The organism is Paraburkholderia sp. JPY465 (assembly GCF_050436725.1).
In the GTDB taxonomy this organism is placed as follows: domain Bacteria; phylum Pseudomonadota; class Gammaproteobacteria; order Burkholderiales; family Burkholderiaceae; genus Paraburkholderia; species Paraburkholderia youngii.
In genome coordinates, this window is the sequence record NZ_JBNDMT010000003.1 from 1,647,646 (window position 1) to 1,671,646 (window position 24,001).

Genomic DNA, 24,001 nt, shown 5'->3' on the forward strand with positions numbered 1-24,001 from the left:
TACGGCCACCCACACAGTTACGCGGCGCGTGGGGGCAAGATGCAAGACCTGCGACGGCGCCGACCGGGAAAGTCATACGATTGGCTCGCCCGTCACCCGCCGGACAAGGGACCATGGAACGAAGCATCGTCAGGAACATCTTCATCAACTTTGCCGGAGCCGTCGCGCCGACCTTCGTGTCCCTCGTGACCGTGCCGGCCTACATTCATCTGCTGGGCGCCGAGCGCTATGGGGTGATCAATCTGGTGTGGGCGCTGATCGGCTACTTCAGCGTCCTCGATCTGGGCACCAGCCTCGCGACGGAAAACCAGATCGCCAAGGCGCGCGCAACCAACGACGATTCGATCGAACCGATTTTCTGGAGTGCGTGGTTCATGAATCTCGGCACCGGCATCATCGGCGGGGCGCTGATTTATGGCGGCACCATCGTCTACATCACCTACGGCGTAAAAATCGAGCCGGCGTTCCAGCATGAAGTGATGGCGAGCCTGCCGTGGATCGCGGTCGCGGTGCCGATCACGAACGTCACGTGGGTCTTCGCGGGTGCGATTACCGGCGTCGAATGCTTCGCGAGCTACAACATCAACCAGATGCTCGGCACCGCGCTGTTCCAGCTGCTGCCGATCGCGGCGATCTTCTGCTTTTCGCCGTCGCTGGCGTTCGTGATTCCGGCCGCGGTGATCGCGCGCTTCATCGCCGGCCTGATGCTCGGCGTGGCCGCGATTCGCGCGCTCGGCATTCGCCGGATGCGGCTGCCGCAATGGCGCCTGATGATCGGGCTGTTCCGCTACGGCCGCTGGCTGCTGATGTTTTCCGGCGCCAACATGATTGCCTCGACGCTCGACCGCGTGTTCGTCGGCGGACTGCTCGGCGCGCGCTTCGTCACCTACTACGCGACCCCGCAAAATCTGATCAATCGTTTGAACATGCTGCCGCTCGCGATGGTGCGCACGCTGTTTCCGCGCCTGTCGGCGGCGTCGCGCGAGGATGCCGATGCGCTCGCGCACCACGCGCTCGCGTTTCTCAATGGCGCTTTTACGCCGTGCGTGATCGTCGCGCTGTTCGCCTTGAAGCCGTTCCTGCTGCTGTGGCTCGGTCCGCAGCTCGCCGCCTCGGCGCCGGTCGCGAGCGTGCTGATCGTCGGCGTGTGGCTGAGCGGCCAGTCGAGCATCCTCGGCAGCCTGTTGCAGGCGCAGACCCATCCCGCGGCGGTAGCGAGCGTCAGCTGGCTTCAGTTGCCGTTTTTCACCGGCGCGTTGTGGTGCGGCATCCACTGGTTCGGCATCATGGGCGCGGCGCTCGTCGTCGTGCTGAAGGCGCTCTTCGATTACGCGGTGCTGCTCGCGTTTTCACGGCTGCATGCGTGGACGATCGTGCGCAACATGCTCGCGCATCTGGCGTTTCTGCTCGTCGCGCTGGCGCTCGCGGATTGGATCAACGCTCTGCTGCTGGCGATCATCGCTGCGCTCGCGTTGAGCGCAGCGAACTTCGGCATGTCGCTGCGCGGGTCCAGCGAGTTGCGCGCCGCGCTTTACCGGCTCTGGCTGCGTTTGGTGCCGTCCTCCGGTCGGGCACAAGGCTGAAACCCCCCATCACAACAGTTCGAACGTGTTGACGAACGATGCGCCGTCGCGCTCGCGCCGCCGCTGCCCGAAGCGTGCCTGAGCGCCGCGCACCTGACGCGTGAGACCGATGTACGGCACACCGTGTTCGAGGTACGGGCCCTCGGTTTTGCGAAAGCCGAACTGCTCGTAGAACCCGCGCAAGCCAAGCGGCGCACTCACGCGCGTGGCGCGGCCCGGCCAGCGTTCGGCGACCGCTTCGAGCACACGCTCGATCAGCATCTCGGCGGTGCCGTCGCCGCGCCGCAGCGGACTCGTCAGCACCTTGTCGATCGTGACTTCCGGATCTTCCGAATCGCCGGGCTGCACCCGCGCATAGGCGAGCACTGGCATAGGACGTGCCATGTCGTCGACCGCGAACACATGCAAAGCGTGCTCGTCGCGACCGTCCGCGTCGAGGCACACATGCGACTGCTCGACGACGAATACCGCACTGCGCGCACGCAGCAGGACATACAACTCACGTGCAGATAGCTGATCGAACTCCAGCGTCTTCCAGTTCATCACGCCCCCGGCGGTCAAAATATTTGGCGAAACCGGCGATGGCTGCCGTGCGCGACGGCAGGCCGATCCATGACGGTCCCTCATCATCGACCACACGGTAGCCTGCGCGAAAGACGTGCTTCCGTGCGCCATCGCACTGACGCTCGGGGTTGCCGATTCTTAAATACGAGCCAACGAAGCGCAGTCTCACCACGTGCCCCGGTATCGCAGATGGCTTCACACAGCCCGCCTGCATCACCGCACTGCACCATCGCGCACACACACTGCGGTCTTCGCACCGCACGAACCTACCTACGAAAATCAGGCGCCCACGATCATTCGATCGCGGCACCCATCGGCAGACCTTTGACCATAAGGGGGAGCACTGCATGAAAACTGCATTGAGACGCATCCTTTCAGAATCCGCACGCCTGGATGTCCCGGTGGAAAACCTCGCCGACGACGCCGATCTCTATGCTGCCGGACTCTCATCGCTCGCGACCGTGCATCTGATGCTCGCCATGGAAGACGAATTCAACGTCGAAATTCCTGACCGAATGCTGACGCGCCGCCTGTTCTCGAGCATCGACTCGATGGCCGCCGCGATGACGGAGTTGCAGCAGGCCAAGGCGGCAGCATGAGTGCGCCGCTGCTGGATCAGGCCGCCGCAGCGGCCTGCGGGGCGGCCGCGAACTCGACTACCGATGCACAGACCGGCGCTGGCGAGAGCCCTGCCGCCGGGGCGCTGACCGCGCTCGACAGCGGTCCCGAATGGCGTGCTGCAGCGCATCGGTGCGCGGCGATCGCCGCGCAGTACGCGGACGCCGTCGACCGTGACGCGCGCTTTCCGGTCGAGGCGTTCGACGCGCTGAAGGCCGAGCGTTTGTTATCAGCGATGGTGCCGACCGCTTACGGTGGCGCGGGTCTGTCGCTTGCCGATATCGGCGCGATCTGCGAAACGCTTGCCCAGGGTTGCGCATCGACGGCGATGATCTATGCGATGCATCAGATCCAGGTCGCGTGCATCGACTCTCATCGCGGCAACTCGGCCTGGCAAGCGAGCCTGCTCTCGCAACTGGCCGAGCAGCAATGGCTGCTCGCGTCGGCGACGTCGGAAGAAACGATCGGCGGCAACATGCGCACGAGCGCGTGCTCGGTCGAGCTCGATGGCGCGCGTTTCCGGATCGAAAAGCTCGCACCGACGATCTCGTATGGCGCGCACGCCGACGGCATTCTCGTGACCGCGCGGCGCACCGCCGAAGCGGCCGCGTCCGACCAAGTGCTGATCGTCGCGCTGCGCGCCGAAACGCAGCTCGAGCGACGCGGCGGCTGGGACGCGATGGGCATGCGCGGCACCTGCAGCGAGGGCTTCCGGCTCATCGCGACGGGACTCGCAGAACAGATCCTCGCGACGCCGTTCGCCGACATCGCAGATCAGACCATGCTGCCCGTGTCGCACACGCTGTGGGCGTCGGTGTGGACCGGCATCGCGATCGACGCGGTCAATCGCGCGAAAGCGTTCTTCCGCGCACAGGCGCGCGCGAAGCCCGGCACCATGCCGCCGGCCGGTCTGCGGCTTGCCGAAGCGGTCGGGCTGCTGCAGATGATGCAGGCGCGTCTGTCGGTCGCGCTGGAAGCCGCGCGCGCCGCGCATCAGGCGCGCGAGGGCGCAATCCCGGCGGACGCCCCGCTCGCGGCGATGCTCGGGTTCGCGTCGGACATGAACACGCTGAAGACCAGCATCTCGACCACCGCGCTGCAGGTCGTACAGGAAGTGCTGATGATCTGCGGCATGGCGGGTTACAAAAACGGCACCCCGTATAGCGTCGGCCGCCATCTGCGCGACCTGCACTCGGCGCCCCTGATGATCAATAACGACCGTATCGCGCAGAACACCGCGAGTCTGCTGCTCGCACAACGTCCTGCCGCGCCGGGGAGACCCTGAATGAAGCTGATGACCGATACCGCCGCTGCTGCCACTGCAGCGGCGGCCTGCGCCGCCGAAGTGGGGCCTTCGCTCACGCTGCGCGACGAGATGCTGGCCGCCGGCCTGCTGATCGACACCGGCGAGAACGGACTGTATGGCCGCAGCCAGATTTTCGAGGACGTGATCGATCGATTGAACGTGGCGATCACGCATCTCGGCAAAGATCAGCAACCCGAAGTGCTGCGCTTTCCGCCCGCGATGCGCCGCACCGACTTCGAGGACAGCGAGTACCTGAAGAGCTTTCCGAATCTCGCGGGCACCATCCATTCGTTCTGCGGCGACGACATGGGCCACCACCGTCTGCTGCGCGCGCTCGACGATGCGATGGCCGACAGCGACGACGACCGCGGCGACGCGTGGCTCGCGCAACAGAAACCGACGCGCGTCGTGCTGACGCCGGCCGCCTGCTATCCGATCTATCCGGTGATGGCGCGGCGCGGCCCCCTGCCCGCCGGCGGCCGCACTATCGACGTGCTGTCGTACTGCTTCCGCCATGAGCCGTCGCTCGATCCGGGCCGGATGCAAATGTTCCGTCAACGCGAATACGTGCGTCTCGGCAGCCCCGAGCAGGTGATGGCGTTCCGGCAGATGTGGATCGAGCGCGGATCGTTGCTCGTGAAGCTGTTGGGCCTGCCCGTCGAAGTCGATCTCGCGAACGATCCGTTCTTCGGCCGCGGCGGAAAGATCGTCGCCGATAGCCAGCGCGCGCAGGCGCTCAAGTTCGAATTGCTGATCTCGGTCGCCGATCCGCGCGGCAAGACGGCCTGCCTGTCGTTCAACTATCACATGGACCACTTCGGCGCGATCTGGAAGATTGCGTGCGACGACGGCACGACCGCGCATACGGGTTGCGTCGGCTTCGGCATGGAACGCATCACGCTCGCGCTGTTCCGTCATCATGGGCTCGACGTCGACGCGTGGCCCGACGACGTGCGCGCGCTCCTGTGGGGCGATACCGGGACCCGCGTCGCGGATGCGCTGCAGGCGGCGCAGTCTACGCAAACCGCAGCCGTCGCCGGGGAGCACGCATGAATCCATCGCCGACTTCCGCGCTTGCCGGCTCGCTCGCCGACTCGTCGCTGCCACAACGCGCAGGTGATCCGCCGACGCATCGGGAGACCCACGCGGCGCCCCGTGCCGGCAGGCAGCCGCGCGAGCACGTAGCGCACGCGCTGCATCAGGGCGAACGCGTGTGGCAGGAGACCAACTGCTACGTCGATCTGTGGATCGAGCTGCTGCACGGCTTCGGGCTCGATCCGCGCGCGGCGCTCGCGTTCACGGTCACGCAGGATTTCGAAGGCGACCAGTTCACGTTCTTCAAGTTTCCGCTCGACGATCTCGAACGGCTGTATGGCACCCAGGTGCAGGAGCTCGCGATCTACGATTCACTCGAAGAACGCGTGCTCGCGCAAACATTGCGCGGCCACACCGTGCTCGTCGAAGTCGACGGCTACTACCTGCCCGATACGCGCGCGACCTCGTATCGCAGCGAGCATCCGAAGACCACGATCGGCATCGACTTCGTCGACACCGCCGCGCGCCGCCTCGGCTATTTCCACAATACCGGCTACCACCAGCTCGAAGGCGACGATTACGACGGCGTGTTTCGCAAGCTTCCGCATTTCACCGGCCAGCCCGATCTGCTGTTTCCGTACGTCGAGTTCGCCAAGCAGGCGCGGCCCGCGCTCGAAGGCACCGCGCTCGCAAAGGCGTCGGCGGAACTGCTGTGCGCGCATCTGGAGCGGCGTCCGTTGAGCAATCCGATTTCGCAATGGCGTGCGGCGTTTCCCGCCCATCTCGATACGCTGTTCGAGCGCGACGAGGCGTACTTCCATCTGTACTCGTTCAATCTGATGCGGCAACTCGGTGCGAACTTCGAGTTTCTGTCGAAGTATCTGCAATGGCTGTCCGCGCAAGGCTTCGAGACGCCGCCGACGATCCCGGCCGCCGCGCAACGCATCGCGTCGGAGTCGATGGTGATGCAGTTCCGGCTGATTCGCGCGCTCGCGCGCGGTCGTCGCGATAGCTGTGAAGACTGCTTCGATGTGCTTGAAAGCGCCTATGAACAAACGCTGCCGCCGCTAGCCGCTCTGGTGCGCTAATGCGTTGATCCGTTGATGCGCGTGCTTCGTGCCGCGCGGCTTTTCCGGGAATTGACCGTGGATGTATCGACACTCGATCCGGCGGCTGACGAGAGCGGCGCCGGCCGTCCGCGCGCGGCCGGCGCGCTCTCTCTATGGCCGCAACGGCTCGACACCGGCTGGGCTTGTCTGAGCACCCCACCCAACGCCTATGCGTCGCCAGTCGATCTGCCCGCGCAAGGTTGGCTCGCCGCGCCCGTACCCGGCACCATCGCGAGCGCGCGGCGCGCCGCCGGACTGCTCGATGTCGATCACCCGCCGCCGCTCGCGTTCGACGATCACTGGTATCGCGTTACGCTGATCGGCACCGGTCGGCGCCGCTTGCGCTTTCATGGACTCGCGACGCTCGCGCAAGTGTGGCTCGACGATGTGAAGCGGCTCGATTGCGCATCGATGTTCATCGCCCATGATCTGGATATCGAACTGAATGGCCGTGCGACGCTCGTGCTGTGCTTTCGCTCGCTGACGCCGGCGCTGGCGGCCAAACGCTCGCGTGCGCGTTGGCGGCCACGGCTCGTCTCGCCGCCGACGCTTCGCAACGTGCGCACCACGCTGCTCGGCCATATGCCCGGCTGGTGTCCGTCCATCCAGGCGGTCGGGCCGTGGCGTCCGATCGAGCTGCTCGGCGACGCGCCGCACGCATTCGACACCATTGATCTGACCAGCCGGCTCGAGCACGAGGATGGGGTTGTTTCGTTGACGTTACGTTTCGTACACCCCCACGACGTCGTCGCCTGCCGCGCGTCACTTGCGTGCGGCAACCATGTTTCGTCTTTGCAATGGCACGATGCATATACACTCACCGGCGACGTGCGCGTGCCTGACGCGAAACGCTGGTGGCCGCATACGCACGGAGAGCCCGCTTTATATCCTCTGACGTTGCAACTCGCCGATGGCGACGTGATCAGTGAGTCGCTGGGCTCGATCGGCTTTCGTCGTATCGAAGTGGATCACGGCGCCGATGCTGCGGGCTTTACCTTGCGCGTGAATGACGTGCCAGTGTTCTGTCGCGGTGCGTGCTGGACCAGCGCCGATCTCGTCACGCTGGCAGGCACCGAAACGCAGTTGCGCCATACGTTCGAGCTCGCGCGCGCCGCCGGCATGAACATGCTGCGCGTCGGCGGCACGATGCTGTATGAATCAGATCTGTTTTATGTCCTCGCCGATGAGTACGGCATGCTGATATGGCAGGACTTCGCGCTGGCGAATTTCGATTACCCGAACGATGCCGCATTCAGCGCACTGATCGAGCGCGAAGCGAGCCAGTTCCTGACCCGCACGCGTCGCTTCGCGTCGCTCGCGGTGCTGTGCGGCGGCAGCGAGGTCGACCAGCAGGCGGCGATGTTCGGACTGCCCGCGGCGCGGCGCGCGCAACCGTTGTTTACCGAGCTGCTGCCCGCGCTCGTCGCGCGCGAACGCGCGGACGTGCCCTATGTCAGCAATTCGCCATCGGGCGGCGCATGGCCGTTTTCGACTAACGAGGGCGTCACGCACTACTACGGCGTCGGCGCGTATCAACGGCCGCTCGCCGACGTGCGACGCGCGCAGGTGCGCTTCGCGGCAGAATGCCTGGCATTCGCCAACGTCCCCGACGACGCGACGCTGCACGACGCGCTCGGCACGATCCACACGCACGATCCGCGCTGGAAAGCCGCCGTGCCGCGCGATGCCGGCGCAGGCTGGGATTTCGACGACGTGCGCGATCATTATCTGCAGGCGCTTTACGGCGTCGAGCCGGCGCGCTTGCGCTATGAAGACCCGGCGCGCTATCTGGATCTGTCGCGCGCGGTGGTTGCCGATCTGATCAGCGACGTGTTCGCCGAGTGGCGGCGCGCGGGCTCACCGTGCGGCGGCGGCCTCGTGTGGCAGTTGCAGGATCTGCGCGCGGGCGCGGGCTGGGGCTTGATCGACGCGACGGGACGGCCGAAAAGCGCGCTGCACGGCTTCGCGCAGACGCTTCAGCCATTGCAGGTCACGCTGACCGACGAAGGCCTCAACGGCCTCGATATCCATCTGATCAACGAGCGGGCGCAAACGTTTAGCGGCGAACTCGAACTGGTCTGTCTGCGCGACGGCAGCGTGAAGGTCACGTCCGCACGCAGCGCGCTGACGCTTGCCCCGCGCAGCCTGCAACGCCTCAGCGCGGCCGCGCTGCTCGGCCAGTTCTTCGATCTGACGCACGCGTACCGCTTCGGCCCGCGCGCGCACGATGTCACGATTGCAACGCTATACGATGGCGCGAGCGGCGAGATCGTCTCCGAGGCGTTTCACCTGCCCGAGCGTAACGTGCACGCGCATCATGACCTCGGTATGACCGTTGAGGTCGAGCGTCGTGGCGACGGCAGCGGCTGGCAGCTCGCGATCGAAACGAAGCGCTTTGCGCGCTTCGTTCATATCATTGACCGGCACTATCGCGCGGCGCGCGACTGGTTCCATCTCGCGCCGAACCGGCGCTGTATCGTGCCGCTTCATCCGCTCGAACCGCTGCTGCCGAGCGCGTTCGCCGCATCGCCGCAAGAAGTCGTTGCACCTGCATCGAACGCGGCCTTTAAAGTGGATGCAACAAGCGCGGCGCCCCAAGGGGAAGTCCGCGCGATCAATGCGCTTTCCGCCATCTTTTACGGCTAGTGGTGATTCCGAACTAGTCGCAGGCCCGCGAGGCGCGCCAGAGCCCGCTTCGCATCTCTCGAACTGTCTGCTCCGCGCACTCACTGTTGGCTCGAACGCGACTGTTAGCGGCTCTGAGAGGCTTTGCGTGCGACAGCGTACGCACTCCATTTAACACTTCTGAATCATTTCCGACACTTCAGGTCGAGCGCTTCAAAACGTGCATGCGGCGCCAGGTTCAAATCTGAGACAGCTTCGACAGCCCCCCTGTTTTTGGCCGTGAAGCCTTTGATATCAAGGGGTTCCCCGAAACCCGAAGCTTTCATCGGATGCATTGCCCATCCGGAGGGGGTGTGCAGAACTGAAACAAAAAGCCGCTTTTCCCCTCCCGACGCACTGCGGGTTTGTTCGCTGCGCCGCATCAGCACGCGTTTTCCCTAACGTTGGCACGGTCCTCGCTATTACCTTCACGCAACAGAGTGCCACCGCACACGAGCGCAACAACAGAGGCGGCGGCAGACAGGCCTAAAACGGGGCCGGTGCTGTTCATCCTAGCTGCTCGCAGGGCAGCCCTGTCCCGAGGATGCGGGCATCGGATCAAATAAACGGAGAGAGTCGCGCGAGGCGCGGCTGTCATGCGAGGACCGATCATGTTGACACTTCAATCCGATTTGCACGGTAACCATCTGCTGGGCGCATTGCCGTCGCACGAATGGCAAGCGCTGGCCCCCCACCTCGAACTGGTTCATCTGCGCACCGAGCAACTGCTATGCGACTCGGGTCAACGGATCCATCATGTTTACTTCCCCACCACCGCGATCATCTCGATGCTCTCGACGATGGAAGACGGCAGCTCCGTCGAGATCGCCGCGGTCGGCCGCGAAGGCATGACCGGCGTGCCGGTCCTGACGGGCGGCGAAACCATGCCCAACCGCGTGCAGGTGCAATGCGCGGGCTTCGCCTACCGGATGAGCGCACAGGCGCTCAAGCAGCAGTTCGCGCGGTCCGACTTTCTGCGCCGCCTGATGCTGTTGTACATGCACGCTCTTCTGACCCAGGTCGCGCAGACTGCCGCATGCAATCGCCATCACGCGCTCAACAAGCAACTGTGCCGCTGGCTGCTGATCGAGGTGGATCGCGTCGCGTCGAACGACCTGACCGTCACGCAGCAGCTGATCGCCGACATGCTTGGCGTGCGCCGCGAAGGCATCACCGAAGCGGCCGGCAAGCTGCACGACGAAGGCCTGATCCATCATAGCCGCGGTCACATCAAGGTGCTCGACCGCAAGGGCCTCGAAGCCCGCGCGTGCGAATGCTACGGCCTCGTGAAACGCGAATTCGATCGTCTGCTGCCGCGCCTGCGCCAGGCGGAGACCGTCGAATAAGCGGGACGCCGCTCGATGACCGCGGTCGATTTGCCTATGTTTAGGGCTACTTCTCGATGTCTCGACGTTCTCTTCGTGATTGCAGGCGGTCTGCTAGCGCACTGGATGCGCTTTCCCACAGCAATCGCGCTAGCCGATACCCAGCGCCTTCTGATTGCGTTCAACTGTGTGCTGGTTCTGCTGCTGTTTCCGGGCTTCGGTGCCTATGAGACGTGGCGCGGCAAGGCGCTCGCGCCAGTGCTCGCGAGAATCGCCGCCGCGTGGGTCGTGGTGGTCGCAACCTCGCTCGTGCTCGCGTTTACGCTGCATCGGACGGATGCGGTGTCGCGCCTATGGTTCGGATATTCGACGCTGATCTCCGGCGCGCTGATCATCGCGACCCGCTGCATCATGCACGTGGTGCTGCGCTTCGTGCGCCGCCGCGGCATGAACGCGCGCACCGTCGCGATCGTCGGCGCACCGGGCTTTGCGCGCATGCTGCTCGCGCATCTCGAACACGCGCCGCAAGCGGGCTTCAAACCGGTGTGCGTGTTCGACACCAGCGTGGAAGGCCCCGACGCGTACGGCGCGCGTCTGGCCCGCCTACCCGTGATGACCGATCTGGAAGCGTTCGCGACGAAGGTGCGCGAGGAACGCGTCAACGAAGTGTGGCTCGCGTTACCACTTTCAGAGGAACACACGATCTACCGCTTCACGCGCATCTTCAGACACGACTTCGTCAATCTGCGCTTCATTCCCGACGTGCGCGGTCTGTCGCTGTTCAATCATGCGATCGCCGATGTTGTCGGTTTGCCGACGCTGAATCTGAGCGCGACGCCGATCTCGCCGCCGCAGATGTGGCCCAAGCTGATATTCGACCGCCTGTTGGCCGCGCTCGCGCTGCTCGCGCTCGCGCCGGTGTTCGTCGTGCTCGCGATCGGCATCAAGCTCACGTCGCCGGGACCCGTGTTTTTCCGGCAGATCCGCAAGGGCGTCGATGGTCAGCCGTTCTGGATCTACAAGTTCCGCTCGATGAGCGTGCACCGGGAAGAGCACGGTCAGATCACGCAGGCGACCCGCAACGACTCGCGCGTGACGAAGCTCGGCAGCTTCATGCGTCGCACGAGTCTTGACGAACTGCCTCAGTTTCTGAACGTGCTGCTCGGTCAGATGTCGGTGGTGGGTCCGCGTCCGCATGCGATCGAACACGATGATCTGTACAAAGACCAGGTGTATGGCTACATGCACCGCTACCGCATCAAGCCCGGCATCACCGGCTGGGCCCAGGTCAACGGCTATCGCGGCGCGACCACCAAGGTCGAGAAGATGGAAGCGCGCGTCAAATTCGATCTCTTCTATATCCAGAACTGGTCGTTCTGGTTCGACATGAAGATCGTCTTCATCACGATTTTCAAGGGCTTCGTCGGCCGCAACGCGTTCTGATCAAGCCGTCGAGCGGATCGCATCCAGGAGTGCCGGTCATCGTGACGGCGCCGCGGCGCGCTGCAAATCGAAACGCCAACTCCGGCGGCTCGATCGACAGCCGCCATCGTTGACGCAAGACAAAGAGCCGCGGCGGCCCCCGTCATCGACGGGCCCGCCGCGCGACACCGCCGCTACAGGAACTGGCTGACGTCGGTCTGGAACCGTACCGCGAGCGCCTTGGCGACTTTCTTGCTGATCGCGCGGCGCCCCGCGAGAATATCGCTGACCACGGTCGGCGACGCGATGCCGGCCAGATCCTTCTGCTTGAGACCATGCGTGATCAGCAAATGGCGCAGCACCTCGCGCGGCTCCGCTTTTGGAATCGTCAGGTTGCGTGCTTGCCAGTGACCGACCAGCTCCTTCACGATCGCGTGCAGATCCGCGAGCGGATCGTTGTCCTCGCCACTTAGATGATCGGACAGCGAGTTTGCGATGCGCACCATCTGGTGATAATCCTCTTCGGTGCGAATCGGCGTGATCGGCAACTGGCTCTTCAGCGCAGCCCAGGTTGCGGCAATGTCGGGAAAGGGTCCCGGAAGGCGATCGGCATTCATGAGTTTAAATTCGTCCTCGTCCAAAGCCGTCGGCGCGTTAATCGGTGACGCGCGAATGACGACTGCCTGTTGTAGTGAATCGCCGTGGCACGCCGAATTGCCAGCACTGCGAACTTCGCAGTGAGGTCATTCAGCGGTCACGATAGCGAACGTCTGCTTCAGGTCGTTATGGCCACGCGAGGCATGCTGCGCCAGCGAAAAATCTCGCCCGTAGCGCGTGGCGCGCACCCCGATGTCGTTTTTTTGAAGTCCAGTCCTGCCTGCTTGAGAATGGCCCGCCGCGGCTCGCCTTGCACGCGCGGTGCGTTTCGCGCGATACGCGATACGCACTGCCGACACAAAGCGCGAAGCGAACGCGCCCACACCAATAGCCGCCCGGACGCGTTGGTCAGAACGGCTCGTTACTGCCTGTTGCGAAATCACTGCATGACGACGAAAACCCTTTCCTCTCCTATCGAAAACTCCACGAGGCGAGTACAGCGAAAGACCCTCACCTCATTGCCTCCACCTGCTTTTCGGCGCCGTGTCGCTGGCGATGCCGAGTTCGCGCGTCGCGAGATCGGACTCCGCCCACGTCACCTGATCTCCCAGTTCCGCCGCCGGCAGACCCTGAGCGACTGCCGCAATCGTGCGCGTAACCTCGGCCATGAACGCGCGCCGGAACACCTGAGCCGAAAACCGTTCGGCATTCGCGCGACAGGCCGCTGGCGTGATGTACGCGCTCAGCCGCTCGAAGCGGTTGATCGCGTCGAGCAGCGATACCGCCGTCTGACGCGCGAAGAAAACGCCGGTCGGATGCGGATCGCCGACCGGTACGACCGTTTCGAGCGCTCCGCCCTTGGCGAACGCAATGACCGGCGTGCCGCAGGCCTGCGCTTCGAGCGGCACGATGCCGAAATCTTCCTCGGCGGCGAACACGAAGGCTCGCGCACGCGCCAGATAACCCTTCAGTACGCCCAGTGGCTGATCACCGAGGACCGTCACGTTCGGTCCGGCTTTCGCGCGAATCGACGCCATCTGCGGCCCATCGCCGATCACGATCAGCTTGCGCTGCGGCGTGGCATTGAATGTCTCGACGATCAGATCGATGCGTTGATGCGGCACCATCCGCGACACGCTCAGATAGAAATCGTCTTTCTCGGCGCGCAGTTCGAATTCGTTCACGTCGACGGGCGGCGGAATCACCGCGGCATCGCGCCGATAGGTTTTCAGCATGCGCCGCGCGACCGATTGCGAATTCGCGATCAGACGATCGACGCCATTCGTCGATTGCGCGTCCCAGCCGCGCAGATAATGCAGCAACACCCGCGCGGCCCACGACTTCGGTCCGCGCAGCAGATTCGCGTCGCGCAGATACTGATGCTGCAGATCCCACGCATAGCGCATCAGCGAATGCACGTAGCTGATGTGCGTCTGATGTGGGCCGACCAGTACGCCCTTCGCGACCGCGCAAGAACTGCTAATGATCAGGTCGTAGCTCGACAGATCGAACCGTTCGACGGCAAGCGGCATCAACGGCAAATACGCGCGATACCGGGTGCGCGCAAACGGCAGGCGTTGTATGAACGACGTGGTGACCGGCTTACCGGCTAGCGGCGCGCGATCTTCGAGAAAATCGACGACGCTGAAAACATCGGCGTCGGGAAAGCACTCGATGATCTGCTCGAGCACTTTCTCGGCGCCGCCGGGAGCGACCAGCCAATCGTGCACGATCGCCACTTTCATATTCCGCCCTATCTGTCACGAAACGCCACCTGGCCTCAGAGAAGAGTGTATGTGCCACGTTCCTGACTGTGCGTGCGCGTGCACACATTCGACGTGCGACAGTGCGCGAGTAATTCGCAGAGTCCGTTTGCGTCAGCAAAACCACGGCTTTATTGCTGAGCTTTCGTCTGTGCACACGGCTGATGTTTACGTCGTCACGTCTTCTCACTAGTCCAACTCACGCGTTGCGATCGGAGCGCTGCGCGAGCGAGCGGCACGTGACGTGGCGGGCATCGCGCGCGGCTAGCATCGACGGCGAATGGTCTGCGCGCGGAGCCAGGCATTTTCCGCCATGGGTGCGCGATTGCCGCCGCGACGGGCGAGCGCAATAAAAAACGCGTGCGAACCGCTGGAGCGGTTCGCACGCGTCAGAGCGAACAGAAATGCAGCCGCTTAATTCTGGCCGTACGTGATCGTTTGCACGCCGGTGTCGGTGCCGAGCAGGCACACATTCGCGCCGCGGCCCGCGAACAGGCCGACCGTGACGACGCCGGGCCATGCGTTGATATGCGCCTCGAGCGTGCGCGGGTCGCTGATGCTCAAGCCCTTCACGTCGATGATCTCGTTGCCGTTGTCGGTGATGAACGGCGCGCCCTCTTTCGTCACACGCACGACGGGCACGCCGCCGAGAGCCGTCACGCGGCGGCCGATCGCGGTGCGCGCCATCGGCAGGACTTCGATCGGCAGCGGGAACTTGCCGAGCGTCTCGACAACCTTGCTCGCATCCGCGATGCAGACGAATACTTCCGACACCGACGCGACGACCTTCTCGCGCGTCAGCGCGCCGCCGCCGCCCTTGATCATCGCACCGCTGCGATCGATTTCGTCGGCGCCGTCGACGTACACCGGCAGCGAGTCGATCTCGTTCAGGTCGAGCACCTTGAAGCCGTGCGATTGCAGACGCGCGGTGGTGGCGAGCGAACTCGACACGGCGCCGCGATAGCGGGATTTGGTGGCGGCCAGCGCGTCGATGAAACAGTTCGCGGTGGAGCCCGTGCCGACGCCGACCACCGAGCCTTGCGGTACGTTGGCGTTCACGTAATCGGCGGCGGCCTGGCCGACCAGTTGCTTGAGTTCGTCTTGAGTCATGGGAGAGGCGGGAAAAGCGTGAAAAACCGATAGTTTACCGGAGTGGCGGGGGGAGGGTTCGGTTTGGGCGCGCGGTGGGGGCGCTTTGTGTCGTGCAGTCCGCTGATTTGCCGGACAGCTTTTCACGGGAATACGTCTTTTCTTGATGAGCCAAGGAGTCTCCTGCGGAGACAGCCTCATCCTCCACATCCAAAACAAAGCGCCCGAAACCACCACCGCGTTCCGGGCGCCAACAATCGTCCAACAACGAGTCCGACGACAGAAAACTACTTCTTCACCGCCCGCTGCCGCACCGCCTCGAACAGACACACCCCGCTAGCCACGGACACATTCAAGCTCTCCACCGTCCCCGCCATCGGAATGTTCATGACGACATCGCAGGTTTCACGCGTCAGACGCCGCATGCCCTCGCCTTCCGCGCCCATCACGAGCGCCACCGGCCCGTCGAGTTCCGTTTCGTAGACGCTCTTCTGCGCGTCGCCGGCCGTGCCGACCACCCAGACGCCCGCGTCCTTCAGTTCGCGCAGCGCGCGCGCCAGATTGGTGACCGTGATGTACGGCACCGTGTCGGCCGCGCCGCTCGCGACCTTCGCGGCAGTCGCGTTCAGTCCCACCGCGCGATCGCGCGGCGCGATCACCGCATGCGCGCCAGCCGCGTCGGCGACGCGCAGGCAGGCGCCGAGATTGTGCGGATCGGTCACGCCGTCGAGCACGAGGATGAGCGGAGAGCCGCTGATGCCGTCGAGCAGTTCGGCGAGGTTCTGCGCGAGCGGCAGATCGCCCGCGCGCGCGACCACGCCCTGATGACGTTCTGTGCGCGCAAGGCCCCACAGACGCGTTTCGTCGGCGGCGATCAGACGCACGCCCGCGTCCTTCGCGGCCTGCAGGAATTCGGTCATACGACGGTCCTTGCGCGTCGCGTCGTAATAGACATCCTCGACCGTCGACGCATCGTGCCGGATACGCGCGGTCACTGCGTGGAAACCGTATAAAACCTTATGACGTGCCATGACTGAACAACCTTTGATTGGACGCGCATTCAACGCGCGCCACTGTGATGAAGATGAAACCAAAAGGCAGACCGCGCGCAACCGGCACGCGTTCACGTGCCCGCTGCGCGCGGTCGCGGCGCTGTGAAAGCCTCAGCGCTTCTTGCGTGCCTGCTTCGACGCCGCCTTGCTCGCGACGCCATGCTTCCTCGCCGCGCCACGCGCGGCGCGCGCTTCCTTGACCGCCACGCTCTGCGCGGGCGCGGCCTTTTTGCGCCGCTGACCCGGCACCGACGCGCCGCTTTCCGCCGACGGCAACACGCGCACGCGCGGGCCAGCGCCTTCGCCCTTGTCCGCCGCCATACCGCGTGGCGCGGGCGGCTTGATCGGCGTATCGCGCACGAGACGGAAGTCGATCTTGCGTGCGTCGAGATCGACGCGGCTCACCTGCACGCGCACACGATCCGACAGCCGGTAGCGAATGCCGGTGCGCTCGCCGCGCAGCTCGTTCCTGATCTCGTCGTACTGGAAGTAGTCCGAGCCAAGTTCGGTCACATGCACGAGACCTTCGATGAACAGCGAATCGAGCTGCACGAAGATGCCAAACGACGTGACGCCGTTGACCATGCCGCCATACTCTTCGCCGAGCTTGTCGCGCATGAAATAGCACTTGAGCCATGCTTCGACGTCGCGCGATGCTTCGTCCGCGCGGCGCTCGTTGGCCGAGCAGTGCAGCCCGAGCTCTTCCCAGATCGCTACGTTGTTCGTGCGAGCGCGGGCACCGCGCTTTTCCTCGTCGGCCTGCTGCATTGCGCGGGCGCGCGGCGACAGCGCGGTATTGAGCTCGACGCCGTGCGGCGGCTGCGGCTGATACTTGCGGCCCTGCAGGATCGCGTAGATCGCGCGATGCGTGAGCAGGTCCGGATAGCGACGAATCGGGCTCGTGAAGTGCGCGTAGGCCTCGTAGGCGAGACCGAAGTGGCCGATGTTGTCGGGGCTGTAGACCGCCTGCTGCATCGAGCGCAGCAGCATGGTCTGCAGCATCGACGCGTCGGGCCGGTCGCGGATCTGCGCCATCAGTGCGGCGTAGTCGCTCGCGTGCGGCGTGTCGCCGCCGCCGAGCGTCAGGCCCATGCCGCGCAGGAACGTGCGCAGGTTCTCGAGCTTTTCCGCGCTCGGGCCCGCATGCACGCGGAACAGGCCCGGATGCTTGTTGCGCTTCAGGAAATCCGCCGCGCACACGTTCGCGGCCAGCATGCATTCCTCGATCAGCTTGTGCGCGTCGTTGCGCGTGCGCGGCACGATCTGCTCGATCTTGCCCTGCGCGTTGCAGACGATGTACGTCTCCGTCGTATCGAAGTCGATCGCGCCGCGTTTCTGGCGCGCCGCGAACAGCGCCTTGTAGACGCCATACAGATTCTGCAGTTGCGGCAGCAACGCGGCACGGCGGGTTGCCTCGGGACCCTTGGTGTTCGTCAGCACCGCGGCAACTTCGGTGTAGGTGAGCCGCGCGGCCGAATGCATCACGCCCGGATAGAACTGATACGCCTTCACGTCGCCACGCGCGGTGACGATCATGTCGCACACGAGCACGCAGCGGTCGACCTGCGGATTCAGCGAGCACAGTCCGTTCGACAGCTTCTCCGGCAGCATCGGGATCACGCGGCGCGGGAAGTACACCGACGTGCTGCGCTCGATCGCGTCGGTGTCGAGCCCGCTTTGCGGCAGCACGTAATGCGACACGTCCGCGATCGCGACGATCAGGCGGAAGCCGTCGCCGCGGCCCACCTTGACCGGCTCGCAATAGACGGCGTCGTCGAAGTCGCGCGCGTCCTCGCCGTCGATCGTGACGAGCGGCACGTCGCGCAGATCGACGCGATGGCGGATGTCGGCCGGGCGCACTTCATCGGGGAGCTTGGCCGCTTCGCCTAGCGCGGCCTCGCTGAATTCGTGCGGCACGCCGTACTTGCGCACCGCGATTTCGATTTCCATGCCGGGGTCGTCGATGTCGCCGAGCACTTCGACCACGCGGCCGAGCGGCTGCGAATGACGGCTCGGAAAATCGGTCAGCTCGACCACCACGACCTGGCCGACCTTCGCCTTGCGGGTGTTCTGCGTGATCAGAATGTCGTGGCCGATGCGCTTGTCTTCGGGCGCGACGATCAGCGCGCCGTTCTCGTTGAGCAGGCGTCCGATCACGCGCTTGTTCGCGCGGTCCGTGACCTCGACGATGTGCCCTTCGGGCCGCCCACGCCGGTCATAGCCGACGATGCGCGCGAGCACGCGGTCGTTGTGCATGACCTTCTGCATCTCGCCGTTGGGCAGGAACAGGTCGTCCTGGCCGTCGTCGCGAATCAGGAAACCGTAGCCGTCGCGATGGCCCTGCACGCGGCCCGCGACGAAGTTCGACGGATGAGTCAGTTGATAGAGATTGCGCTGATCGAGCCGGATCTGGCCGTCGCGCTCCATCGCGCCGAGACGCTTGAAAAATCCTTCGCGCTCCTGGCGCTTGATCGACAGGGCTTCGGCGATGTCGTTCGCGGCAAGCGGCGTTTCACTCGTGCGCAGCACGCCGAGGATTTCTTCGCGGCTTGGAATCGGATACGGAAATTTGCTCAAGGGCTTGTCGATGATTTTTTCTCGTTGCATGGACGTCGGTCGGCGATGTGGTCCGGCCTGGAAGGCGTTTGCTTAATGCGCGCAGTTGCGCTCGGCTGGATCTGTCGGGCGGCTGCGCTGCCTCGGTCATTGCACCTGCTGCTTGCTGCTCTTCTGCTCTACTGCGATTGCACAGGAAACTGCCCGGGTTCGGCTCGTTCAACGCAAGGCCGGCGCGCGACTGGCTGATCGCATGTCGACACTCGCGTCGCGGCACCGGATGTGCATCGTGCCAACGAACTACTGCGAGGCATTCTAACACCCGTGTCGGGCGCCACGCGGGCCTGCGCCGGTGGTTCGGACGCGTCGTGCGCCGGCTCGCAGCGAGGTTGAAACGCGCTCGGCAAATCGCTTGACAGGTCGAAATCGGTCGCTATAATGGCGGTCTTTGCAGTTCATCACCTGCCCAGGTGGCGAAATTGGTAGACGCACTAGGTTCAGGTCCTAGCGGTGGCAACACTGTGGAGGTTCGAGTCCTCTCTTGGGCACCAGATTCGAAAGTAGAGCCGCCTTCTGGCGGCTCTCTTTTTTGTGTAAGGCCTGGTAGTCGAAATCGCTGTTCGTGTTTCGATTGCCGGATGAGCAGGACGGTGGTTCGGTAGCGGTTGCATCACTTCGCTGCACGTTCAACCAGGCGGATGAGAAAAGCAAGTTTGTTTGAAGCAGAGATTGACAAACTTAATCATCTTGCTAAAATAGCGGTCTAGCTTGAAGACGTGCCCAGGTGGCGGAATTGGTAGACGCACTAGGTTCAGGTCCTAGCGGTGGCAACACCGTGGAGGTTCGAGTCCTCTCCTGGGCACCATAAAGCTGTTCAGAGTCGTACAACGCAGTCCAGCAAGACCCCGCAAAGCCTTATCGCAGCGGGGTTTTGTGTTTTTTTAGGGTCCATCGTTGTTCAACTGAAGCGTGTGTCAAAGTAGTACACTGGCCAGTACATCGAAAGTTCGAGCTGACTGGATGTACTACCATGCTTCTGACTGCCCGACAGGTCCAACTGGCCAAACCCGCCAGCCGTGACTACACGCTCAAGGACGGCCGCGGCCTGTTCCTGTTTGTGCCCCCCGCCGGCCCCAAATGCTGGCATTTCCGGTACAGCTTCGCCGGAAAACAGCGGCGCATCTCCTTCGGAACCTACCCCGCGCTTTCTCTTCAGGACGCCCGTGAACTTACGTCTACAGCCCGGACGCAACTGGCTCACGGCACGGACCCCGGCCACCATCGGCGCACCGCCAGAAAGGTCTCGAAAGAAACTGAGGAGAAGCTTTTCCGTTCGGCCGCCGAGCGATGGTACAAGCGCAAAGAGGTTGCTGGTCGGGCCAGCTCAACGCTTGACAAGATGCGCACGTACCTTGACAAGGACATCCTGCCCGAGATCGGGTCGATGATGCTCCAGGACATCACCCGCGCAGACTGCGCCCGCGTCCAGGAGCGCTTCGAAAAACGGGATGCCCTGAACGTGTCGAAGAAAGCCCGCGGTTGGCTACGTGAGATCTTCAGCCAGGCAATCGCAGAGGGACGTTGCGAGTTCAACCCAGCCTCCGAACTCAAGACCATTGCCAAAGCGGCGCCAAAGTCAAAGCCGTACCCTCATCTTCTCGAACCCGAGTTGCCTGAATTCCTTCGCGCACTCGGGAAATCAACGAGCCGCCTCATCGCCTACACTGCGGCGTGGATGACGATCTGGACGGCCAGCCGGCCCGGCATGGTGCGTTATGCCGAATGGACCGAGGTAGACCTCGACGGCGCCCTCTGGGCGATATCGGCCGAAAAGATGAAGATGCGGCGTCTGTATGTCGCGCCGCTGCCGTCCCAACTCGTCAGCGCATTGCGTGAACTGAAGAAGCTGACTGGACGCCACCGCTATCTTTTTCCCGGCATCGGCATAAAGAACGAAGTCATCAGCGAGAACACGATCAATCTCGTTTTCTCGAAGATCGGCTACAAGGGCCGTATGGTCGGCCATGGCACCCGCCATACTGCGAGCACTCTTCTTCGCGATCACGGCTGGGAAAAAGACCATGTCGAAACACAACTGTCGCACCTCGAGGGAGGTATCGCAGGCGACTATAATCACGCCAAATACCTCCGGCAACGTCGCTCGATGATGCAGTGGTATGCGGATTACCTCGATGCACTGGGAACCGGAATGTCTCCTGCCCAGCAGGCAAGCTTCGCCCGCCGGGTCAACGCAACGCATCCCCAGCTAGCACCAACCCCGTCACAACGCAACGAAACTGACGAGATCGCTGCCTGAAGCATCGGTCGCCACGCAGGCTGCGATTTCAGCCGGCAGCTCTATGCGGCCTCATGGGCTCCGTTTGCCCATCACCCGATCAAAATCGAAAATGCGGAAGAACCGTGGATCCCTCCCTGTTCGGAAAAGAAGGCGAACGTCGATACGAGCGGATCGCTATTCCCACTCGGTCTCTTCATGTCCTGCTCCCACTCAAGTTCAAGCAGCCTACCCGAGGATGCATCGGTTACCAGCGCAAGTTGCGTGTTGCTCCCCATCTTCACGTCCCGGTGTGAATTGTTGATAGAAGGGCCCGCGTTTCCGTAACCACGCGCTCCTAAAATTTAGGATCGCGAACAAGTGCAGAGCCTCGCATCGGATTACCGCGCTCGTCGTAGTAAACCCCGGTCTGACCCGACCCATCGGTCATGATTCCGGTGATTACCTTGGCAGACCGCTTTGGTATGCTCAGGATTTTCATAAAAGATATAACCAACGGCACGAGGAGCGGGATGACGAATTTCTGAAGCAATCGCATAAGAGTTCCAGTATCGCCCCCCCCCGAGACCGGTCGTTGGATTGACCCCGGTTCGATCGCGTTGAAGTGCAGCCGCGGAGTCTCGCGAGCAAATACCATCGCCGACGCCAGAATGGCTTGCTTGGAAGTTGCGTAGGCATCGAAGCCCGGCTGCTTGGCACCGTCGGGCATCCATTCACCCCGTGCGCTCGCCTCGGCAGAAATATAGCGACCGCCACGAAAGCCGGCTGCGATGGCTGGCTTGCGTTCGGGGTCTTCCACGGCTGAAACGACGAATACAACGTTTGTTCTATCTCGCAGATGAGGAGCGAGTGTCTCAGTCAAGGAAACAAGCGCAGGGTTGGTACGGCCCGCAGTGCAGCGAGGACACGGCCCTGCGCCCCTTGATGGCGCAAGACCGCGGGCTACAGTCGCGGACAAGGTGATGAAGCCAGGGGAGACGGCTAGGCAGGCAACGGCCAGCCCGTGTGCCGACCGCACGCAAGCGAAGCGCGCAGGCCCGGATCGAGGAAATCCGGGCCGTAGGCGTCAGTGATGGCATGGAAGCCCGTAGGCGAGACTCGCACCGCGAGGCTCGATGCGAAGCACGACAGCGCGACCAGCCGTGCTTCCTGGCCGGAGACGCCGATGCAGTCGTGAAGATGTGTGTGGCGTGGATCTGGTACGTTTATCCGATCAGCCGTTGCGGCTTCGGAAGTGGAATACGCCGCGCCGACGCGAAAGACGTGACGCGGAATTACCAGGGCACCACGCCGTGGCGATCGACGAAAGTGCCGGTCGGCCCTTCTGGCGGAAGTGTCGCCAAGTGGATGATCGCGTCCGTGCCTTCCTCGACGGTTTGCAGGCCACGGTGAGCATTGAAGTCCGTGGACGTATAGCCGGGATCGGCCGCGTTAATGCGGAAGTTGGGCAACGCGCGCGCGTATTGCACCGTAAGCATGGTCAATGCGCTTTTCGACGCGCAGTAGAGGGGCAAACGAACTTGCGACTCGAACCGCTGCGGGTCTTGTGTGACGGCAAATGAGCCGAGGCCACTGGACACATTCACGATGATGGGGTTCGTGGACGTTTCCATCAGTGGAATAAAGGCGTTCATGACGCGCACCGGCCCGACGACATTGGTGGCGAACACGGACTCGGCATCTTCGCCCGTCAGTTCGGCGGCCGGCTTTCGGGAACCTGCGATGCCGGCGTTGTTGATAAGCACGTCCAGACGGCTTTCGCGCTCGCGCAGTCGGGCGGTGGCATCGCGCACGCTCGCTTCATCGGTGACGTCCAGCTGAAGCCACTCGACATTGAGCCGTGATGCCGCTTCCATTCCCCGCCCGGATTCGCGCGCGCCGATATAAACGCGAAACCCCATGTCTTTCAGCCGGCGCGCTGTCTCGAGGCCCAAGCCTTTGTTTCCGCCCGTGACGAATGCGATGCGTTCAGTCATTGTCCTGCTCCATCGTGACGCCGCGTGCCAGATCGGCCGCTAATATTTCGGTAACGGCATCGAGTTGTTGCGCCAGCTTTTCCAGCTTCTCTAATGGAAACAACCCGGCTGTGCGACTGGCCCACGCCGCGAAATTGCGCTCCAGCCGGGCGAGAACCTTCTTGCCCTTGGCGGTCAACGACACCCGCTGCGTGCGCTTGTCGGTGTCATCCGGCGAGAAGACGAGGCAGCCTTCGGCCACCAATTCGTCGGCGACGCGCTGCACCGCCTGCCGCGTCAGTTGGCTTGATCGGGCAACGGCAGGAACGGTCTGGTCGCCCTCGCTAATCCTCAACAACACCCGCCAACGCGCCGAACTCTGTCCAAAGTGGCTGGTCATCGCATCGCCATGCTTCAACAGTACGACCTGAGCCGCGATCAGGCTGCGGGAAAATCGGCGAAACCGCCGTGCGCTATCTTTATCCATGGACGAATTATTGACAACACACTGTCAAATGTCAAGATTGCCTGATATCCCCGGCAAAGCAGAAAGGCATGAACGCGCATCGGAGGAAGTCTGCAAATGCAGCAGGCAATGCCGTTCCCCGAATTTGAGGCCGTCCGCCTAGGGTCACTCCATGTCGTATCGCGAACGGTTTTCGTGAATGGTGGCCAGATGCGTTTGCACCCATATCGCCAGATTGCGGACAGGCTCGGCGAGCGAGCGCCCGAAGTCCGTGAGCGCGTATTCCACCTGCGGCGGCGTGGTCGGGCAGACCGAACGCGTGACCATGCCGTCTCGTTCGAGCACTCTCAGCGTTCGCGTCAGCATCTGTTGCGAGATACCGCCGACCTGACGCTTCAAATCGTTGAACCGGTGCGGCCGTTCGCGCAGCGCAACGATGACCTGCATGGTCCATTTGTCGCCCACGCGGCTGAGAATCTCGCGGACATGGCTGCAATCGAAGTGTGAGGGGGCAGTCATGGCGATATGACCTGGTCCTGAAAATATGCGTTCTTGGCAGGTCGAATCTAGTCAATTAAATTCCGCTGGTCAACATCGATGA

At 63.4% G+C, this 24,001-nt stretch carries 20 protein-coding genes and 2 tRNA genes; 11 read left to right on the forward strand and 11 right to left on the reverse strand.

Going from position 1 to position 24,001, the window contains the following annotated elements:
* Positions 1-113 precede the first annotated feature (113 nt).
* Complete coding sequence (locus QFZ94_RS22225; protein ID WP_429459508.1) at positions 114-1,583, forward strand: oligosaccharide flippase family protein; 1,470 nt, start codon at positions 114-116, stop codon at positions 1,581-1,583.
* A 9-nt stretch (positions 1,584-1,592) separates the two neighbouring features.
* Here QFZ94_RS22225 and QFZ94_RS22230 read toward each other — a convergent pair whose 3' ends face one another.
* The gene (locus tag QFZ94_RS22230) at positions 1,593-2,126 is read right to left on the reverse strand and encodes a GNAT family N-acetyltransferase (RefSeq protein WP_368582802.1); all 534 of its coding nucleotides are present in this window, start codon (positions 2,124-2,126) and stop codon (positions 1,593-1,595) included.
* A 368-nt stretch (positions 2,127-2,494) separates the two neighbouring features.
* Between QFZ94_RS22230 and QFZ94_RS22235 the strand changes: the two genes are divergently transcribed.
* From QFZ94_RS22235 to QFZ94_RS22255, 5 genes are read left to right on the forward strand one after another with little or no spacing between them, the layout of a single operon-like run.
* Positions 2,495-2,746 carry an acyl carrier protein gene (locus tag QFZ94_RS22235; protein ID WP_368582801.1) on the forward strand — a complete coding sequence of 84 codons (252 nt, stop codon included), beginning with the start codon at positions 2,495-2,497 and terminating at the stop codon, positions 2,744-2,746.
* Positions 2,743-4,050, forward strand: coding sequence for an acyl-CoA dehydrogenase family protein (locus QFZ94_RS22240; RefSeq protein WP_410851980.1), 1,308 nt, complete (start codon positions 2,743-2,745; stop codon positions 4,048-4,050). The genes QFZ94_RS22235 and QFZ94_RS22240 overlap by 4 nt, the downstream gene beginning before the upstream one ends.
* Positions 4,051-5,124: an amino acid--[acyl-carrier-protein] ligase gene (locus tag QFZ94_RS22245; protein WP_429459511.1), complete on the forward strand. Its 1,074-nt coding sequence runs from the start codon at positions 4,051-4,053 to the stop codon at positions 5,122-5,124. It abuts the gene before it with no gap.
* Positions 5,121-6,194, forward strand: a complete 1,074-nt coding sequence (locus QFZ94_RS22250; RefSeq protein ID WP_429459513.1) for a DUF1839 family protein — start codon at positions 5,121-5,123, stop codon at positions 6,192-6,194. The genes QFZ94_RS22245 and QFZ94_RS22250 overlap by 4 nt, the downstream gene beginning before the upstream one ends.
* Positions 6,195-6,209: 15 nt before the next feature.
* A complete protein-coding gene (locus QFZ94_RS22255) occupies positions 6,210-8,861 on the forward strand; it encodes a glycosyl hydrolase 2 galactose-binding domain-containing protein (protein WP_429459515.1) in 2,652 nt (883 codons plus the stop codon).
* 164 nt (positions 8,862-9,025) lie between these two features.
* On the opposite strand, the gene QFZ94_RS22260 is transcribed toward QFZ94_RS22255, so the two are convergent.
* Positions 9,026-9,268 (reverse strand): hypothetical protein, encoded by a 243-nt coding sequence (locus QFZ94_RS22260; protein WP_368582796.1) that lies wholly within the window; start codon positions 9,266-9,268, stop codon positions 9,026-9,028.
* A gap of 222 nt (positions 9,269-9,490) precedes the next feature.
* Here QFZ94_RS22260 and QFZ94_RS22265 point away from each other — a divergent pair, with 222 nt between their 5' ends.
* Together QFZ94_RS22265 and QFZ94_RS22270 are read left to right on the forward strand one after the other, a co-directional pair.
* Positions 9,491-10,225, forward strand: coding sequence for a Crp/Fnr family transcriptional regulator (locus QFZ94_RS22265; RefSeq protein WP_006048767.1), 735 nt, complete (start codon positions 9,491-9,493; stop codon positions 10,223-10,225).
* A gap of 36 nt (positions 10,226-10,261) precedes the next feature.
* Positions 10,262-11,647: an undecaprenyl-phosphate glucose phosphotransferase gene (locus tag QFZ94_RS22270; protein ID WP_429459518.1), complete on the forward strand. Its 1,386-nt coding sequence runs from the start codon at positions 10,262-10,264 to the stop codon at positions 11,645-11,647.
* Between the two features lie 173 nt (positions 11,648-11,820).
* Here the strand turns inward: QFZ94_RS22270 and QFZ94_RS22275 are convergent, their stop codons facing one another.
* From QFZ94_RS22275 to rnr, 5 genes are all read right to left on the reverse strand, one after another.
* Positions 11,821-12,243, reverse strand: a complete 423-nt coding sequence (locus tag QFZ94_RS22275) for a helix-turn-helix domain-containing protein (protein WP_368582793.1) — start codon at positions 12,241-12,243, stop codon at positions 11,821-11,823.
* 495 nt (positions 12,244-12,738) lie between these two features.
* Positions 12,739-13,968: a glycosyltransferase gene (locus tag QFZ94_RS22280; protein ID WP_429459521.1), complete on the reverse strand. Its 1,230-nt coding sequence runs from the start codon at positions 13,966-13,968 to the stop codon at positions 12,739-12,741.
* A 432-nt stretch (positions 13,969-14,400) separates the two neighbouring features.
* On the reverse strand, positions 14,401-15,096 hold the full coding sequence (gene rpiA / locus QFZ94_RS22285) for a ribose-5-phosphate isomerase RpiA (RefSeq protein WP_368582791.1): 696 nt from the start codon (positions 15,094-15,096) through the stop codon (positions 14,401-14,403).
* Between the two features lie 266 nt (positions 15,097-15,362).
* The gene (gene rlmB, locus QFZ94_RS22290; protein ID WP_013089240.1) at positions 15,363-16,106 is read right to left on the reverse strand and encodes a 23S rRNA (guanosine(2251)-2'-O)-methyltransferase RlmB; all 744 of its coding nucleotides are present in this window, start codon (positions 16,104-16,106) and stop codon (positions 15,363-15,365) included.
* 132 nt (positions 16,107-16,238) lie between these two features.
* Positions 16,239-18,734, reverse strand: a complete 2,496-nt coding sequence (gene rnr / locus QFZ94_RS22295) for a ribonuclease R (protein WP_368582790.1) — start codon at positions 18,732-18,734, stop codon at positions 16,239-16,241.
* 413 nt (positions 18,735-19,147) lie between these two features.
* Between rnr and QFZ94_RS22300 the strand changes: the two genes are divergently transcribed.
* The 3 genes from QFZ94_RS22300 (at position 19,148) to QFZ94_RS22310 (ending at position 21,000) form a co-directional block, all read left to right on the forward strand.
* A tRNA-Leu gene (locus tag QFZ94_RS22300) sits at positions 19,148-19,234 on the forward strand.
* A gap of 227 nt (positions 19,235-19,461) precedes the next feature.
* Positions 19,462-19,548, forward strand: a tRNA-Leu gene (locus QFZ94_RS22305).
* A 165-nt stretch (positions 19,549-19,713) separates the two neighbouring features.
* A complete protein-coding gene (locus QFZ94_RS22310; RefSeq protein ID WP_429459524.1) occupies positions 19,714-21,000 on the forward strand; it encodes a tyrosine-type recombinase/integrase in 1,287 nt (428 codons plus the stop codon).
* A 316-nt stretch (positions 21,001-21,316) separates the two neighbouring features.
* Here the strand turns inward: QFZ94_RS22310 and QFZ94_RS22315 are convergent, their stop codons facing one another.
* From QFZ94_RS22315 to QFZ94_RS22330, 4 genes are all read right to left on the reverse strand, one after another.
* A complete protein-coding gene (locus tag QFZ94_RS22315; RefSeq protein ID WP_429459526.1) occupies positions 21,317-21,778 on the reverse strand; it encodes a hypothetical protein in 462 nt (153 codons plus the stop codon).
* Between the two features lie 475 nt (positions 21,779-22,253).
* Positions 22,254-22,955: an SDR family NAD(P)-dependent oxidoreductase gene (locus tag QFZ94_RS22320; protein ID WP_429459528.1), complete on the reverse strand. Its 702-nt coding sequence runs from the start codon at positions 22,953-22,955 to the stop codon at positions 22,254-22,256.
* Positions 22,948-23,421 (reverse strand): MarR family winged helix-turn-helix transcriptional regulator, encoded by a 474-nt coding sequence (locus QFZ94_RS22325; RefSeq protein WP_429459530.1) that lies wholly within the window; start codon positions 23,419-23,421, stop codon positions 22,948-22,950. Before QFZ94_RS22325 ends, QFZ94_RS22320 begins: the two co-directional genes overlap by 8 nt.
* A 144-nt stretch (positions 23,422-23,565) precedes the next feature.
* Positions 23,566-23,919 carry a winged helix-turn-helix transcriptional regulator gene (locus tag QFZ94_RS22330; protein WP_429459532.1) on the reverse strand — a complete coding sequence of 118 codons (354 nt, stop codon included), beginning with the start codon at positions 23,917-23,919 and terminating at the stop codon, positions 23,566-23,568.
* Positions 23,920-24,001: the final 82 nt, after the last annotated feature.